We start from the raw sequence: 14,552 nt of genomic DNA, 5'->3' as shown, positions 1-14,552 counted from the left end.
AAAACGTCGTTCCTTAATGGGGAACTTGGGAGGTTGTTAGTAAATGAGAGAAGTAGGAACTGTACAATCAGTTGACCGGGCATTACTGATCCTGGAAAAACTTAAAGAAGCTCCAAAAGGTCTCGGTGTTACTGAGTTATCGACGGAGTTAAAAGTATCGAAGAGTACAGCGCACCGGTTATTAATGTCATTGCTCAAGAAAGGATTCGTGCGACAGGATCCCGAAAATCAGAAATATATACTTGGCCTGAAGCTGATCGAATTCGGCCAGACTGTTACAGATCATCTGGATATCCGTAACATAGCATCCGGGCATCTCCGACAGCTGGCTGAAAAAGTAGGAGAGACAGCCCATCTAGTGATTAGAGAACGGTCAGAAATTGTGTATATTGATAAAATTGAAAGCTCTGCAACAATCCGGATGTTTTCTAATATCGGAAAACGTGCCCCTATGCACTGTACAGGAGTTGGCAAAGCCATTCTTGCATTCTTGCCTCACCAGGAAATCGTTACGATTGTGGAGGAAAAAGGATTAGAGGGGTTCACACCGAAGACGATCATCGAGCTTGACGCACTGCTCGATCATTTGGAGATGATCCGGAACAGAGGCTACTCGATAGATGATGAAGAACATGAGCTGGGTATCAAATGCGCAGCTGCTCCCATTTTGAACTACAAAGGTGAGGTGATTGCCGGCATAAGTGTAGCAGGCCCGATTATGAGGGTAAGCGAGGAAAAGCTTGAAGAAATGGCGGCAGAAGTACTCAAAACATCAAAAGCAATTTCTATGGATTTAGGGGGAGTTATTTAGAAAATATTAATTTTGAATTGACTTTGTTTTTAGTTTAGCTATATAATTGTATAAAGTAATTAAGTGAAACGTCGTTCCTTATTGAGGAACGACTAAAAAATAATCATTTAATGAAACGGTGTTCCTTATTAAGGAATAGAGAGGGAGCGTTAGAATGAATTCGATTCTAGAGAGAATAGCTAATGAAAAGATTGTAGCCATCATCCGCAGTCAATCGTCTGAGAAATTAGCAGAAACTGTCGGCAGCCTTTATAAAGGAGGAATCCGGACCGTTGAAATCACAATGAACACCCCTGGCGCCCTGAAAAGCATAGAGGATATGAAAGCGCTTTACCCTGACTTGATCATCGGGGCTGGCACTGTCCTGGATTCAGAAGCAGCTGTACTGGCAATAAATGCAGGAGCCAGTTTTCTATTGGCTCCTACGCTTTCATCAAAAGCGATTGAAGCATCAAACCGGTATGATGTTCCATTGATTCCTGGTGTTTTTACACCTACCGAGGCTCTGACTGCGTATGAATATGGAGCCAAAATGGTTAAAATATTCCCTATTCGAAATTTAGGGCCGGGTTTTCTGAAAGATCTTAAGGGACCACTGCCATTTGTCCAAACAATGGCTGTAGGTGGGATTTCTCTTGATAATGCCAAAAGCTATTTAGAGGCTGGTGCATCATCTTTGGGAATCGGCAGCTCACTTGTGGATGACAAATTGGTTCAGACAGGCAACTTTGAAGAAATTCAGCGGCGAGCATCACAATTTGTAGAGGTGGCACGCCAAGTATAGACAGCGAGATGAATACAGAAAAGCGGTGATGAAATGTTTACCATCCTTATTGACTCGGGAACAACCAATTCACGAATCAGACTGATCGAAAGCAGTAAGAACTTGATAACAGATATTGAAAAAGTTCGCATCGGTGTCAGGAATACAGCGATTGAGGGAACGAATGAAGGACTGAAAAATCATTTACATAACGGTATTGCAAATTTACTGGAAAGAAATAATTTATCTGCAGCTAATATCGAGTATATAGTAGCTTCAGGGATGATTACCTCTAAACTAGGAATTCTTGAGGTGCCTCATCTGACTGCGCCTGTTACTGCAGAAGATTTTGCAAAGAATTCTCAAGTCGCGATATTAGACGAATTTTTTAATATTCCCTGTATTTTTGTACCGGGTATGAGCAACTATGCAGCAAATGTGGCTGATCAGGTTGATCAAATTAATCAATTTGATGTAATGCGGGGAGAAGAAGTTGAATCTCTAGGTTTATTAAAGCAATTGGAATTAGAAGGGAGAGGGATTTTGGTATTGCCGGGCTCCCATACAAAGTTTGTGATGGTGGATCGAAATCGTACACTGTCTTCCTGCCTATCTACATTGGCTGGTGAAACACTGATGGCCATTCAAAAAGAAACTATATTATCTGATTCGGTGAGCTCAAAACTGGTTCAATCAGTCGATGAAAGTATGTTGCTTAAAGGGTTCAGAGCGGCGGAAACGCATGGTCTTACCCGAAGCTTTTATCATGTTAGACTGCTGGAGCTTTTCACAGATGTAACGGATAACGAAAGAGCCAACTATTATGCGGGTGCAGTAATCCATGAGGATCTGAAATCTCTTCTGAGTAGTGTTCATGATAGTAAAGATATTGAGTGGGTTGTAGTTGGCGGATCTAATCCTTTACGAAGCTTATTTACTATTCTGCTGAAGCATTTGGGTCCAAAATGGAATGTAATTGAGGCAAGTGATTTGCAGGTTGAATACTCTCTTGTATTGGGCGCACAGGAAGTTGCTGAAAGAATTGATCAGAATTTATTCAAAAATTGTAAAAAACATATATAATTAGGGAGGTAATTGTATGAAGAAGAGTATGAAGTGTATCGGATTGTTTATTGTGTCAGTATTGATGCTGGCAATCGCAGGATGTGGAAATGACAAATCGGAAAATGCAAGTGACAGTGCCGGCTCAGGTGACAAAACAGACTTCCCGTCGAAAGCCATCACGATGATTTCACCTACATCAGCCGGCGGTGGAACAGACGCGACTGCAAGAGCGTTGGCGGCAGATGTTGAAAAGCACTTGGGACAGTCTATTGGCGTAGTTAATAAGCCGGGTGGCAGTGGTTCTGTCGGAATGACTGAAGGCGCTAATGCGAAACCGGACGGCTATACAGTAACTATGGTTATTGCAGAATTAACAATGCTTGAACATATGGGCGTTTCCACGTTGAATCAGGACCAGATGAAAGCGGTTGCTATGATCAACTTGGATCCAGCGGCACTTACAGTTCCTGCAGATGCACCGTATGATACATTGGAAGAATTTATTGATTATGCTAAAGAGCATCCTGGTGAACTTCAGGTCGGTAATGCGGGAACGGGCTCTATCTGGCATGTGGCTGCTGAAAGTTTAGCTAAGAATGCAGACATTGAATTAAACCACGTACCATTTGAAGGAGCTGCACCTGCTGTAACAGCTTTGGTCGGTGGACATGTGGACGCAGTCACAGTCAGTCCGGCAGAAGTAAAAACTCAGCTGGATGCCGGTAACTTGAAGACCCTTGCAATAATGTCTGATAAGAGATCAGATATTATTCCTGACGTACCGACATTTACAGAAGCAGGCCTTGAAAGTGAAACAATTGCCACTTGGAGAGGGATCACAGTACCAAACGACACACCGGATGAAATTGTCACAATTCTGCAGGATGCTTTCTTGAAGGCAGCGGATGAAGAGGGCTTCAAAAAATTCATGAGCAGTAATGGATTGGGAATTGAATTGAAGAAAGCAGATGAATTTAATGCGTTCATGGATGAAAACTACGATTATTACAAAGAGATGTTTGCAGAGTTGGGCTTAGGCAATAAATAAAGATTGGGACTTCCCAATCTTTGTTTTTTCACTATTTAATAGAAGTGAGGTGTGTGGCTATGAAGGTTCCGCATATAACGAGTGGGATTATTTCTATCTGTTTAGGCGGGTTGTTTTACTATTTGACTCTGGACTTTCCTAAATTAAACACTGCGGATACGGGGGCGGCATTTTTGCCCAGAATATACTGCGGTTTGTTGATTCTTTTTGGGATTATACTATTAATTCAGGGGATACGGGATCATTCGAAAAATGAAGAAAGTTCTCAAACAGTTAGATACGCATTGATCTCGATGGTCATTGTGCTGGCTTATATTTTGGTCATTCCCTATATCGGTTTTTATGTATCCACAGCTTTAACGATCTTCAGTTTGTTGTTTTTTTCTAAAGTCCGTAAGGCTGTTACGTTGGTGAGTGTTCCGTTAGGGGCCGTTTTGTTTGTCTTTCTTGTATTTGAAAAACTATTGAAAGTTTCGATTCCCATGGGATCTTTATTCTTATAAAAAGGCGGTGATTAAATGAGTTTATTAATGGAAGGTATAGTTAATATTCTTCACTGGGATGTTCTTCTTTTCCTGACTTTTGGTACTTTATTAGGGATTATCATTGGATCCCTGCCCGGTCTAACTTCGACTATGGGGGTCGCGCTGATGCTGCCTTTGACTTTCGGAATGGATGCGGTGACCGGGATTTTATTACTGATCGGGGTCTATTTTGGTTCAGTGTACGGAGGCTCACTGACCGCTATTTTAATCAATACACCGGGTACCCCCGCTTCTGCAGCTACTGTAATCGACGGGTACCCGCTTACTCAGAAGGGAAAAGCACAGAAGGCGCTAACAGTATCAACACTGTCTTGTGCAATTGGTGGTCTTGTCAGTGTAATTGTACTCATTTTAGTTGCACCGCAATTAGCTAATTTCGCATTAAAGTTTAGCGCGCCTGAGTCTTTCGCTTTGGCGCTATTTGGCTTGTCGATTGTATCCAGCATCGCCGGAGATTCACTTGTGAAAGGATTAATGGCCGGAACATTGGGACTGCTGATCGCCTCAATCGGATTGGACCCAATCGGAGGCTTTCCACGTTTTACATTTGGAATGTCGGAATTGTCTTCCGGTATTAATTTTATTCCTATTATGATCGGACTGTTTGCGGCTTCTGAAGCTTTTAAATCAATGGAAGACATATTCACTGAAAATAAAGTGAAAGTGACTATTGATAAAGTGAAATTAAAGTGGCTGGAGTTTAAAGGATTGATTGGTACCATTCTCCGTTCCGCAGGTATTGGGACTTTTACAGGCATGGTTCCGGGAGCTGGAGCGGATATTGCAGCTTTCGTCGCCTATAATGAAGCGAAACGATTTGCCAAAAATAAAGAGGAGTTCGGCAAAGGTGATCTGCGTGGGGTAGCAGCGCCAGAGGCAGCGGGAAACAGTGTAACTGGAGGAGCTATGATCCCGTTATTGACTTTGGGGATTCCCGGAGATGCGGTTACAGCAGTTTTATTGGGAGCGTTAATGGTGCAGGGGTTGCAGCCCGGTCCAATGTTATTTGAATCGAATGGGCCAATCGTTTATACGTTATTTGTGGGAATGCTGTTGGCGAATGTACTGTTATTGGTCTTTGGTCTGCTTGGAATTCGTTTGTTCACAAAAGTGCTGTTAATTCCACAAACAATACTCACGCCGCTGATCCTTATGTTATGTGTGGTAGGTGCCTATTCATTAGGAAATAATTACTTCGATATAGTTGTAATGTTTATCGCTGGTGTAGTAGGTTACTTTTTTAAACGGTTTAAAATTCCAGCTTCACCCGTCATTTTAGGGTTGATCTTAGGACCGATGTTGGAAAGCAATTTCCGAAGAGCTTTGGTTATGTCGCAAGGGGACTTGAGTATTTTCTATACAAGACCTATTACGGTCGTTCTATTAGTGATTGCGGTTATTACTCTGTTCACACCGTTATTTTCGAAAAAATTATTTAAAAAATCATAAGGAGGAGTATAGATGAAAATTACAAACTTTGAATTGTTTCAGGTGCCTCCCAGATGGCTGTTTCTCAAAATAGAAACAGATGAAGGATTGGTAGGCTGGGGAGAGCCTGTCGTGGAAGGGAGGGCCCATACTGTAAAAGCTTGTGTAGAGGAATTGATGGAATATTTAATAGGGAAAGACCCGATGAATATAGAGGATCATTGGAATAAGCTGTACCGGTCAGGATTTTACAGGGGTGGTCCTATTCTAATGAGTGCACTATCAGGAATTGATCAGGCGCTGTGGGACATTAAAGGGAAGTTTTTCAATGCGCCTGTTCATCAATTAATGGGTGGCGCTTGCAGAGATTCTATTAAAGTATATTCATGGATTGGAGGAGACCGTCCTTCTGATGTAGGAGTGGCAGCCAAGTCTATAGCTGATGCGGGTTTTACTGCCTTGAAAATGAATGGGACGGAAGAATTGCAGTATATTGACTCGTTTGAAAAAGTGGATCAAGTACTGGAAAGAGTAGCCGCTGTAAGGGATGCTGTAGGGGAATATATAGGAATAGGCATTGATTTCCACGGCCGTGTACATAAGCCGATGGCAAAAATACTGGCTAAGGAATTGGAGCAATTCAGACCTATGTTCATTGAAGAACCCGTACTTACCGAGAATATGGAAGCTCTTAAGGAAATCGCTCAACATACCGCAATTCCGATTGCAATGGGCGAAAGAATGTATTCTAGATGGGATTTTAAAAATATATTAAACGATGGCTATGTAGACATTATCCAGCCCGATTTGTCGCATGCCGGTGGAATCACGGAAGTAAAGAAAATTGCCGGTATGGCTGAAGCATATGATGTGGCTCTTGCCCCTCATTGTCCGCTTGGTCCGATTGCTCTAGCTGCCTGCCTACAAGTGGATGCAACTTCTCATAATGCGGTCATACAGGAACAAAGCTTGGGAATTCATTATAATAAAGGCAGCGATTTATTAGACTATATTACTGATAAATCTGTTTTTGACTATAAGGAAGGCTATGTCGCAATCCCTAAAGCTCCCGGTCTGGGCATTGAAATCGATGAAGATTATGTGAGACGGCAAGCCAAGATAGGACATAATTGGAAAAGTCCTGTGTGGAGACATAAGGATGGTAGTATAGCAGAGTGGTAACAGTTGAATAGGAGGGAAGTTCTGTATGAAGCCCAAAGTATTTATTGCTAAGCCCATACCTCAAGAGGTGGAAGATTATATAGCACAACACTGTGAGTATAAAATCTGGAACAAGGAAGAAGCGATTCCAAAAAGTGAATTGCTGAAGGAAGTAGCTGAAGTAGAAGGACTGATGACTCCAAAAGGGGTAATCACGAAGGAGTTCTTAACATATGCCCCTCACTTGAAGGTTGTGAGCAATATTGCAGTGGGATACGATGCGTTTGATACGGAGGCGATGAGAGAAAGACGGGTCATTGGCACACATACTCCCTACGTGCTAGATGACTCGGTCGCTGATTTGGTATTTGGACTGCTGCTTTCCGCGGGAAGAAGAATTGTAGAATTCGACCGCTATGTCAAAGAGGGTAAATGGGAAAAGCCGTTGGATAGCCGGGAGTTTTACGGGAAGGATATTCATCACGCGACAATAGGTATTATTGGATTGGGCCGTATCGGGGAAAAAATTATGAAACGGGCAAGTGCCGGTTTCGATATGAAAGTTCTTTATCATAATAGGTCACGGAAAATAGAATTGGAAAACCAATACGGCGTATTATATAGAGACATAGATGATTTGTTAAGGGAGTCTGATTATGTGGTCGTTATGCTGCCTCTTAATGAATCTACAACTCATATTATAGGCAAAGGGCAGTTTGAGCTCATGAAAAATGATGCGGTCTTCATTAATTGTTCGAGAGGAAAAGTGGTCGATGAACAGGCTTTGATTTCTGCTTTGCAGAATAATGAAATCCGTGCTGCCGGGCTCGATGTATTTGAAATAGAACCTATAGAAAAAGATAACCCTCTGTTGAAGATGAATAATGTTATTACATTGCCTCATATAGGTTCCTGCACCAACAACACCCGATTCGATATGGCTATGACAGCTGCAGAAAACATGGTGGCAGCCCTTACGAATCAAACTCCTCCAAATGTTGTGAAGGAACTACAAGACTTAGTAAAATGAAGTTAAATCGAGGCTTTAGTGGTGTCATCTTTCTGACGCCATTGAAGCTTTTATTAAAAAGTTACTAGGTTCCCGCACAACTAATCCTCAATTCTGAATTTCAAACATCATTGGGAAGTGTAACTGTCATATAATTCAGACTTACATAAATTTCACTCTCTAAAACAATAATCCACTAGCTGGCTTCCCGTTAACCCAGTTTGTTGCCGTATACTAGCTAGTTTTTCGCGCTGGACATCTTGAATTCTAATTTGATAAGCACTCATTTCTGACACTACAGCACAATATATTGTAATTAGCTTAAACAATGAAGCGTTACAAACAATTTTACCCTCATGACAAATAAGTGTATCCAACTTGTTTAGTTTTTCATTCATCTCCACAGTCGACTTTAAAAGGGAAATCGTTGATGGTAAGTAGATAGTCGTTCGTTTCGAAACCGTTTTTCGTTCACAACTTTTAGATGTTCATCATCCTGATACCAGCAAGACAATGCCTCCTCGTTTAAATAGTGATTTAGGAATTGAAAAGGCACTTCCTTCTTGCCGGCAGGTTACCACGTTTGATATAGCTCGGTAATTACTTCATGCGCCTTTGATTGTAATGTGTAGCATTCCGAGAAATTTGTTTGAGACGTGGATCTACAACTCATTTATAAACAGGGGAGTGAGCGGTAAAAAATCTTTTAGTTATGAATAGCAGTATTCTGCCTAGTCAAAATCTTCAATTCGGTGAATGAATTGAAACCTCGATTTTCGATACCTTTGCTTCGTTATACAGCCATCCCCCAGCAACTTCCCGCAAATCCGATGATATAATTGTTTGCTAACCTCCATTAAATTCACCAGTTAATGGGGATGTTCGTTCTATTATCTTATGTTTGACGGCTTAATCCTACTTGGATCATCAGGCAGATTATCTAGCTTGTTTCCAGTAGATAATCTGCCTGATCAGCCGATATAAAAAGTACTACTTAACTTAAAGGAAGACGACATCTATGTATGAAAACTCCGTAGAGGAACTCGAACTGCTTAAACAGCAACTGGAGCGGGTTAAGCAGCAAGATCGTATCCTTGCAGAGATCGAGCGCAAGTTGCATGGGATGAAAGAGATTGCTCAGTACGCCGCAGAGCATCGATTGTTAGCTGATGAGCAAGAGAGGTTGGATAAGCAAATGCAAGAACATCAGAATGCGATTATGTCGTTGGAGAACTATCTGTCTTAAATAATAGTAGTTGTTCAATTTTACTAATCCGCAATCCCTTACTGATTTATTGCAGATGACAGCACAAAAGAATTAATTCACTGTAATTAATCAAAAGGCATTTGAGTAGATTGCTTAGGTCTACAAGAATGCACATGAAGTGAATTTGGAAAAATAAAGAAGCGTAGGGTCCAATAGGAAGTGTGCTGGTTTGAATGCCACCTTCCACTTGTTTGTCGTTGTTTAATGTTTATATTTGGTACGCGTATTTATTCAAAGGTATGACATTCAATCTGAAAGTCACATGGATATTGAATCTTTCGATAAACAATATATGGAACAGGTGTGATATAGTGGGGACAAAAAGTTCCTTTTCTGAAAAAAAGAAACGCATGCGCGAGTGGCATGAGTTTCTTTCACGAGATACGCTAACGCGTGTTCAAATGACACGAGTTATACGCATACATATTATTATGTTACTAATCTTAACAAGTATACATACAGTCTGTCAAGAAAGTGGTGGGTTTTGTGAATGGAACTAAAAGTACAGAGATCATTATTTGCTTCGATGAAAGCGGTAAACAGAAACAAGATCCCATTCAATTAATGGGGGCAGTTAGTATTCCTTCAATTGTTTACAATCATCCTAACCACGCTGACATTCATGCGCTAAATGATAAGTACAAATTTCATTGGACAAGTTATGGAGGCTACTCTAAGGATCGGGAGGGAATAGAGTTACTATTTGAGCTGCTAGAACCTTTAGTCCCTTACATACAAATAAACATTATACATTATTCAAGAAATAAGCTAGATAGCCAAGCAGGATTGTTCACATCAGCTTACTCCTCAAAACAGAAAATCCTAAGTGATATGATTTACACAAAGTTGCCTGAAAGAATTTTTTATGGTTTGTTGAGAGGATATGGTGAACAAAATCAGCTGCATGCAAAAATATTTATCGAGGATGCGACCGAGTATCGCTCCAAACATCTCGATGTGCATGTGAAAGATACTCTGAACATACACTCACTTTATCGAGGAGAGTATTTTGTCATAACTGAATGCCATTATCGTTCGAAGGGAAAAGAAATTGGAGTAGAGTTAATTGATTTGCTATTAGGCATGGTCGGTCTCATATTAGATAATCCGGTTGCTCCGGGGACCAAGAAAAAGGCTAAGATTGCCTTGGTGCTGAAATTATTAAAGAATGATAAATTACAACCTTTAATAAATCGCTTAAGATTATTTCAGTTGAATCATTCTAACCAGTTGGTAGAAGTTGATTTCAATTATAGTATTAAATTGTTCATCAATCGAAATTTTAATGACTACCTTAAAATATAAAAATTGTGTAATGGTGATGTAGAGGGCGGCTCTTCTAATATACGAAAGTAGAAGGTGGAAGTCTAGAACGATTTTGGAGTGTTCTTGTATTATCCGATCGGTTGCCAGAGTAATGTGAATGTTGAATGACTTAACTCATTAAGTGCTAATTTCCTTATTTGAGCAGAAATTGATTGCTCAAATAAAAGACATTCTGCATGGTCAAAATCAAAGTGCAGCCGAGGTGGAGATTCAAATACTCAAAAGCAATTTTAAAACCTTTCCAAACTTAAAGATTATGCGAGCTATACGAATAAGTCGCTACTGTTGCATAAGCATAGAAATGGTTTTAACTTGCCTAGACACCACAAAACTAAAACAGGCCCCGTGGATGAATAAGCAAACGCGCCTATCGAAATAGTCATGTCTGTTTTGCGCACAGACAAGCATGAGAAATGGAACGGAAAAAGTAAAACCGCTGTCGAAACGCCCCTCATATATGGTAAACTAATATGCTTACCATATACGATAAGAAATTGAGGAATAGATATGTCAAACAACACCATGAAAAAAGGAAGTCACCTTTCGTTTTTACCGCTCATTGTTTTTGTAATTCTTTTCATCGGCTCAGGTATCGTTACAAAAGATTTTTCTATCATGCCGCTGAACGTTGCCATTCTCATTGCGGCAGCACTTGCGCTTGTGATGAATCGAAAGGAGTCTTTCGGCACCAAAGTTGATATTTTCATGAAGAGCGCAGGGCATCCAAATATCCTTTTAATGGCGGTCATCTTTCTTTTGGCTGGTGCTTTTGCAGGTGTCGCCAAGGGAATGGGTGCTGTTGAATCAACGGTCAATCTTGGGTTGTCGATGTTGCCAGCGAATTTACTCATGGTCGGTTTGTTTATTATTGGCTGCTTCATCTCTATTTCGATGGGGACTTCGATGGGAACGATTGTCGCGTTGGCACCGATCGGAGTGGGTATTGCCAGTCAGACGGATATTCCGGTGGCGCTTGCCATGGCGACTGTTATTGGTGGCGCGATGTTTGGGGATAACTTGTCCATGATTTCGGATACAACGATTGCAGCGGTCCGGACGCAGCATACGAAAATGAAAGATAAGTTTAAAGTGAATTTTTTTATTGTCCTGCCGGGTGCGATCTTGACGATGATTCTTCTTGGCTTCTTAACGCACGGCAATACAGCTGATCTAACAGGTAACCACCCGTACCAATTCGTAAAAATTTCGCCATATCTGGCTGTTTTAGTCGGTGCTTTGGCTGGCACACATGTGTTAATCGTGTTAGCAGGCGGGATTATTATTGCTGGTGTGATTGGTTTGATGGACGGCTCCTACAACTTGCAAAGCTATCTGAAGGCAATCGCTGACGGTGTTGTCGCGATGGAGGATTTGGCGATGGTATCGATTTTAATTGGCGGCATCGTTGGGATTATTCAGCATAACGGTGGTATTGATTATTTATTGCGCATGATTACGAGTAAGATTCAAACGAAAAAGGGTGCCGAATTTGGTATTGCGGGTTTAGTGAGTGCAGCGGATATTGCGACCGCGAATAACACAATCGCCATTATTATAACTGGACCGGTCGTGAAGCATATTGCGGATGAATATGAGATCGATCCCCGCAAGTCGGCCAGTTTGCTCGACACGTTCTCTAGCGTTTGGCAAGGTGTTTTGCCCTATGGTGTACAAATGCTTGCTGCTTCGGGGCTCGCTGCCATTTCACCGGTGAGCATTATCATGTATTCATTTTATCCAGTATTGATGGGAATTTGTTGTGTAATCGCGATTTTGGTTGGTTTTCCGAGGTTTAAAGGGGCGGAGAAAAAGGAGTAAGGAGTACGATTTTTATCTCAATCCAAAAAGAAGTTGTCCAAGAAGTCATATGTGGGGACCTGGTACCTCGAACAAACCCAAAAAAGCGAACAGCTATGTAAGCCGTTCGCTCAATTCTTATCCCCAAATCTCTTTGGAAATATCCACAATGAATTTCAACTTCGCCCATTGTTCTTCTTCGGTTAAAATATTGCCATGATGAGTGGAAGCAAAGCCACATTGAGGGCTGATGCATAATTGCTCCAATGGGACATAGTTTGTTGCTTCTTCCACACGTGCTTTAATATTCTCCTTACTTTCCAAATCACCGTGTTTTGATGTGAATACACCGAGCACGACTCGGGGACCGCCGTTTGGTATGTATTCCAATGGTTTGAAGTCTCCGGAACGATCATCGTCGTATTCCAGGAAGAATCCGTCCACTTTTTCCTTTGCAAATAAGACAGGGGCGATTTTAGCATAGCTGCCTTCAAAAGCCCAATTAGATCGGTAGTTACCGCGGCAAAGATGAGTCGTTACAATTAAGTCTTCTGGTTTATCTTCCAACACCCCATTGGCTACCCGCAATGCTAAGTCAATTAACTCTTCGCGGGAATGACCGCCGTCGTTAAATGGAATTTCGGGAGCATTGAGACCGGCGATATATACATCATCCAACTGTAAATACCGGCACCCGGCATCATAAAAGGCTTGGATTGCCTCACGGTACGTACTGATAATATCTTTTGCATATTCTTCAATGTCCGGGTAAATGTCCGGGTTGCGGATGCCCGCGTTAAATAATTGGTTGGGGCTCGGAATCGTTTGTTTGGCAATGGCACGGTCCCCGACGATCTCTTTAAATTCGATGAAGTCTTTTATGTGTGGGTGGTCCTGATTGAAGGAGACTTTCCCGATAACCCGTACATCGTATCTTTCCGTTTCTTCCCCTTTGAATGAAAAGCCTTCTTCCGGGATGTAGCCTTCCACTCCGTTTAAATGCTCAAGAAAATCCGTATGCCAAAATCTGCGGCGGAATTCTCCGTCTGTCACTGCTTTCAAACCTACTTCGATTTGCTTATCAACGATATGTTTAATTTCCTCTGTTTCGATTTCATGCAGCGTTTGTGAAGAAATGTTTCCTTCTTGGAAATCCTTTCTTGCCTGATGAATTCTTTCCGGTCGTAATAGACTCCCCACGTGATCCGCTCTAAACGGCGCTTTGACTAATGTCTTTACCATCAATACCCACTCCTTATTTTATAATTTTAATTAAAATGTAGGACCGAAATTAATTTATGTCCTTGGTAATTCCCAAATTCAAAAACCCTCTCCTAATAAATAAGAAGAGGGATAGGTAGACAAATTGGAATTACCTGCTCATCTTATCTTCTAGCATTATGCTACTGGAATTGGCACAGTTCTTATAAAAGTCCGTTGCCGAGGCTTCAAAGGGCCAGTCCCTCTACCTCTCTAGATAAGAAATTTCAAAATATTAAGTTGTTAGAACTCAATATACCATGTAGAAAAGAATTGTCAATAAATAAATGATAGATTGTATCTGAGTATGATTTTGTCGTACCAGTTCATCACACAACTTGAACATTTCCTGAATTACTTACATGGTCTATCTATTTCTCTAAGGAAGAAGCCTCTACGGGATTATCGGTACTAGTCAAATACAAGTTTAAAAAGAATTGATAACGTGTGATATAATTGAGAGAATCACAAAGTGCGACCCTAAGTGCCCATAAATTCCCTAAGAGGTTTGCGCAAAAAAACAGCAAAATCCTCTTTAAATCAGGAATATTAGTTTGCATATCTAGGGAAATACGATTTTAACTGCACTATATAGTATTTAAAGTATTGATGAACACAATATATCGCAGTCATTCTCTGTATAGAGAGTGTGGATTGAAATCCAAGTTAAGTGCTTTTGTTGAAGCAGAAAAGTGAAACATAAAGGCATATCCGGCGGTTTCTATGGAATAAGCGTGAACCATAAAAATACGTACTTTTTAGCCATGGAGTATAAAAGGAAATCTACTTGTTCTGTCAATTCACGACAGACACATAGAACTCACTTGTCATAATCATACCCATCAAAATGTATGTCTTCTCATTAAACCAAATAAGGTAAATTAGGCCTTCCTAATTAGCGTAATAAAACATTTGCCCCAACGGAAATTAGACACTCATGGATTAAAAAGGTATCATTGGATTGTCAACACTAAACTGAACAAAACTTATAAGGTTCCTAATCTGTATTCCAATGGACTTTTATAACCAAGTGTCCCATGAATCCGAATCGTATTGTACCAATTTACGTAAT

General features: G+C 40.9%; 13 protein-coding genes and 1 riboswitch. Of the genes, 11 read left to right on the top strand and 2 right to left on the bottom strand.

Going from position 1 to position 14,552, the window contains the following annotated elements:
• Positions 1-43 precede the first annotated feature (43 nt).
• From H7J92_RS13940 to H7J92_RS13890, 11 genes are all read left to right on the top strand, one after another.
• On the top strand, positions 44-811 hold the full coding sequence (locus H7J92_RS13940) for an IclR family transcriptional regulator (protein WP_078817278.1): 768 nt from the start codon (positions 44-46) through the stop codon (positions 809-811).
• A gap of 154 nt (positions 812-965) precedes the next feature.
• Complete coding sequence (locus H7J92_RS13935) at positions 966-1,595, top strand: bifunctional 4-hydroxy-2-oxoglutarate aldolase/2-dehydro-3-deoxy-phosphogluconate aldolase (protein ID WP_078817279.1); 630 nt, start codon at positions 966-968, stop codon at positions 1,593-1,595.
• Positions 1,596-1,628: 33 nt separating this feature from the next.
• The gene (locus H7J92_RS13930; protein ID WP_078817280.1) at positions 1,629-2,657 is read left to right on the top strand and encodes a 2-dehydro-3-deoxygalactonokinase; all 1,029 of its coding nucleotides are present in this window, start codon (positions 1,629-1,631) and stop codon (positions 2,655-2,657) included.
• Positions 2,658-2,673: 16 nt separating this feature from the next.
• Complete coding sequence (locus tag H7J92_RS13925; protein ID WP_078817281.1) at positions 2,674-3,687, top strand: tripartite tricarboxylate transporter substrate binding protein; 1,014 nt, start codon at positions 2,674-2,676, stop codon at positions 3,685-3,687.
• 59 nt (positions 3,688-3,746) lie between these two features.
• Positions 3,747-4,190, top strand: coding sequence for a tripartite tricarboxylate transporter TctB family protein (locus H7J92_RS13920; RefSeq protein WP_246603009.1), 444 nt, complete (start codon positions 3,747-3,749; stop codon positions 4,188-4,190).
• Positions 4,191-4,205: 15 nt separating this feature from the next.
• Entirely contained in the window at positions 4,206-5,681 is a 1,476-nt protein-coding gene (locus H7J92_RS13915) for a tripartite tricarboxylate transporter permease (protein ID WP_221837513.1), read from the top strand.
• 12 nt (positions 5,682-5,693) lie between these two features.
• Positions 5,694-6,842, top strand: coding sequence for a galactonate dehydratase (gene dgoD, locus H7J92_RS13910; protein WP_078817284.1), 1,149 nt, complete (start codon positions 5,694-5,696; stop codon positions 6,840-6,842).
• A 25-nt stretch (positions 6,843-6,867) separates the two neighbouring features.
• The gene (locus H7J92_RS13905) at positions 6,868-7,851 is read left to right on the top strand and encodes a 2-hydroxyacid dehydrogenase (protein WP_078817285.1); all 984 of its coding nucleotides are present in this window, start codon (positions 6,868-6,870) and stop codon (positions 7,849-7,851) included.
• A 997-nt stretch (positions 7,852-8,848) separates the two neighbouring features.
• Positions 8,849-9,076, top strand: coding sequence for a hypothetical protein (locus tag H7J92_RS13900; RefSeq protein WP_078817286.1), 228 nt, complete (start codon positions 8,849-8,851; stop codon positions 9,074-9,076).
• A gap of 507 nt (positions 9,077-9,583) precedes the next feature.
• Positions 9,584-10,402, top strand: a complete 819-nt coding sequence (locus tag H7J92_RS13895; RefSeq protein WP_078817287.1) for a DUF3800 domain-containing protein — start codon at positions 9,584-9,586, stop codon at positions 10,400-10,402.
• Positions 10,403-10,930: 528 nt separating this feature from the next.
• The gene (locus H7J92_RS13890; protein ID WP_139365957.1) at positions 10,931-12,241 is read left to right on the top strand and encodes a Na+/H+ antiporter NhaC family protein; all 1,311 of its coding nucleotides are present in this window, start codon (positions 10,931-10,933) and stop codon (positions 12,239-12,241) included.
• A 117-nt stretch (positions 12,242-12,358) separates the two neighbouring features.
• Here H7J92_RS13890 and H7J92_RS13885 read toward each other — a convergent pair whose 3' ends face one another.
• Both H7J92_RS13885 and H7J92_RS18075 read right to left on the bottom strand, forming a co-directional pair.
• Positions 12,359-13,462 (bottom strand): 5-methyltetrahydropteroyltriglutamate--homocysteine S-methyltransferase, encoded by a 1,104-nt coding sequence (locus tag H7J92_RS13885; RefSeq protein WP_078817288.1) that lies wholly within the window; start codon positions 13,460-13,462, stop codon positions 12,359-12,361.
• 140 nt (positions 13,463-13,602) lie between these two features.
• Positions 13,603-13,704, bottom strand: a riboswitch (SAM riboswitch).
• Between the two features lie 762 nt (positions 13,705-14,466).
• Positions 14,467-14,552: IS3 family transposase (locus tag H7J92_RS18075; RefSeq protein ID WP_221837546.1), on the bottom strand; the 86-nt coding region annotated here is incomplete at its 5' end.

Origin of the sequence: Sporosarcina aquimarina (assembly GCF_019748715.1) — a bacterium.
Classification (GTDB): Bacteria; Bacillota; Bacilli; order Bacillales_A; family Planococcaceae; genus Sporosarcina; species Sporosarcina newyorkensis.
Note: the sequence above shows the minus strand (reverse complement) of the source record. Positions and strands in the feature narration are given on the sequence as shown.